This is a genomic window from Chryseobacterium sp. CG10_8 (genome assembly GCF_058117085.1).
In genome coordinates this window covers 1-2,744 of sequence record NZ_JBYVEB010000194.1, presented here as the reverse complement: position 1 = coordinate 2,744, position 2,744 = coordinate 1, and the positions used below count along the sequence as shown (strand labels likewise).

The 2,744-nt window shown below is 35.8% G+C and carries 2 protein-coding genes; both read left to right on the top strand.

Annotation, left to right across the window (positions count from 1 at the left end):
- Positions 1-1,512: S8/S53 family peptidase (locus AC4AGG_RS16020; RefSeq protein WP_489773026.1), on the top strand; the 1,512-nt coding region annotated here is incomplete at its 5' end.
- A gap of 145 nt (positions 1,513-1,657) precedes the next feature.
- Positions 1,658-2,695, top strand: coding sequence for a UDP-N-acetylmuramate dehydrogenase (gene murB / locus AC4AGG_RS16015; protein WP_489773025.1), 1,038 nt, complete (start codon positions 1,658-1,660; stop codon positions 2,693-2,695).
- Positions 2,696-2,744 lie beyond the last annotated feature (49 nt).

Sequence of the window (2,744 nt, the reverse complement as noted above, 5' to 3'; positions counted from 1 at the left end):
AAACATATATTCTATAGCAATCCTTTGAGTGAGCTATCTCAAAAATCTTTGGACAGAAGAGCCGCCCTTGGTATCCCGCTTAATGACCAAGATGCACCGATTGAATCAAGCTATATTCAGAGTATTCGAAATTTAGGATTTGTGGTAACTGACTATTCGAAATGGTTAAATGGTGTTGCAGTTAATGCGACTTCGACACAAGTTACACAGCTTCAAGCCCTCCCTTTTGTAAAGAGTATCGAAAGTTTTGCAAGAAATACTAATGGGAATTTACCAAGAGAAACACCCAAAAATAAGTTTGAAGATTTTGAAAACGTGAAGTCCAAAACGACCTTCAACTACGGAAATGGGCTCGAACAGATCGAACAAGTTAACATTAAACCTCTACATCTTGAAGGGTTTACAGGGTCGGGAATTAATATTGCAGTAATTGACACGGGGTATCCTACTGTTGATACGGGTTCAGCTTTTGAAAGGTTAAGAACTAAAAACCAGATTAAAGGTGGCTACAACTTTATTTCAAAAAGTTCTGATATCTATAATACTTCACTTAATTCACATGGTTCATATGTTTTAGGTATCATTGGTGGCTACATTGAAGGAAGTTTTGTAGGTGCTGCTCCAGATGCAGATTTTTACTTATATGCAACAGAAACCACGCCTGCAGAAATCCCAGAAGAAGAACTTTATTGGATTGAAGCAGCAGAGGAAGCAGACCGAAAAGGCGTTGACATTATCACAACATCTTTAGGATATAGCCAGTTTAATAATCCTGTCTATAATTATACTTACCAAGATATGGACGGCTCCACTAATTTTATTGCAAGAGGTGCGCAAATCGCCACTGAAAAAGGAATTTTTGTACTAGCTGCAGCTGGTAATTCGGGACTTGCGTCTTGGCATTATATCCTTTCTCCTGCGGATAACACTCGAGTTTTCAGCATTGGAGCAGTTGACTCTTTGGGAAATTCATCAACGTTTTCTTCTTATGGACCTAATTCAGTTGGTGCTATAAAACCTGATGGTTCGACGAGAGGAACTTATACTTTTTCGGTATTTGACGGAAGTGTAACCGCTGGAAGCGGAACTTCTGCTTCTACTCCAATTGCAGCAGGAGGAGTTGCATGTATTTTACAAGCTATTTCTAAATCGACTCCTCGTGAAACTTTAAAAAATCGTTTGAGAGAAACCGCTTCTTTGCATCCCAATTATACTGACCAAATGGGATATGGAATTCTTAATTTTTGGAATGCAAAGTCTTCACTAATGGTAGAGGAAGCAAACCTTAATCAAGAACTCATCATTTATCCTAATCCAACTAAAGATTTCATTTATCTAAAAACAGACGAAGAAATTCAGTTTTTGGAAATCTATGATAGAATTGGAAGACTATTAAAATCATACAATCCCATTCATTATCAATTAGATGTAAGGACGTTGAGTCCAGGCGTTTATTATTTAAAGATTAAAACAAACAAGAATACTTATATCGAAAAAGTGATTCTGGAGTAACATGAAAACCAATAAATTAAATCATAAAAAGACAAAAATCAATTGAAAACAAAATTAAGTGTATTCAAAGTCCTTTTATTCAATCATTTTCAAAATCAACAAAAACTAAAATTAGATTCTCTATTTTTGCAATAGATTCATCCTTATGATTATTCAAGAAAACACCTCTCTTAAGCCTTACAACACTTTTGGTGTTGATGCCAATGCCCGTTATTTTGCACAAGTTAATTCGATTGAAGAATTGATTGAAGTTCTAAAAAACCTCCAAACTTTGAGACTTTCAAACAATGAACCTATTCCCCTTCTTTTTCTGGGAGGAGGAAGCAATCTTCTATTAACAAAGGATTTTGATGGACTTGCCATTCAGTTAAATTTAAAGGGGATAAAAGAGGAAATCGCTAATGACAACGAAGTACATATTACAGCACAAGCTGGTGAAAATTGGCATCAATTTGTCCTTTATGGTTTAGAAAAAAACTATGGTGGTTTAGAAAACTTGTCTCTCATTCCTGGAAATGTTGGCACCTCTCCGATGCAAAATATCGGTGCGTACGGAACCGAAATCAAAGATAATTTTGTTTCCTGCAAGGTTCTGAATTTAGAAACATTTGAAGTTGAAGTTTTTGATAATGAAAAGTGCAGATTTGGGTACAGAGACTCCATCTTCAAGCAAGAAGGAAAAGGAAAATATGTCATTTTGGAAGTTACCTTCAACTTAACACGAAAAAATCACAAAATAGACGTCGAATACGGTGCTATCAAATCCGAATTAGACAAAATGGGCATTACTAATCCAACCATTCAAGATGTTTCGAAAGCGGTGATTAGCATCAGACAAAGTAAGCTTCCTGACCCCAATGAAATAGGAAATGCTGGAAGTTTCTTTAAAAATCCGACCATTTCCTTGGAGCAATTTAGTATAGCCAAAGAAAATCACCCTGAAATCCCTAACTATCCTAATGGAGATTTGGTGAAAGTTCCTGCAGGCTGGTTAATTGAACAATGTGGTTGGAAAGGAAAACAGATTGGAAATGTAGCAACCCATCATTTGCAGGCTTTGGTGATTATCAACAAAACTGGTTTGGCTACAGGAAAGGAAATTTTTGATTTTTCGAGCATGATTATCGATTCGGTCAAGGAAAAATTTGGAATCGAACTAGAAAGAGAAGTCAATATTCTTTAAATTCCGTTAGCTTTTGTCTTAACCCACTGTAATTTTTTGAAAAAGATAA

Bases quoted from the DNA above. Each gene is read 5' to 3' on its own strand.
- murB (WP_489773025.1), top strand. From the start codon at position 1,658: ATGATTATTCAAGAAAACACCTCTCTTAAGCCTTACAACACTTTTGGT.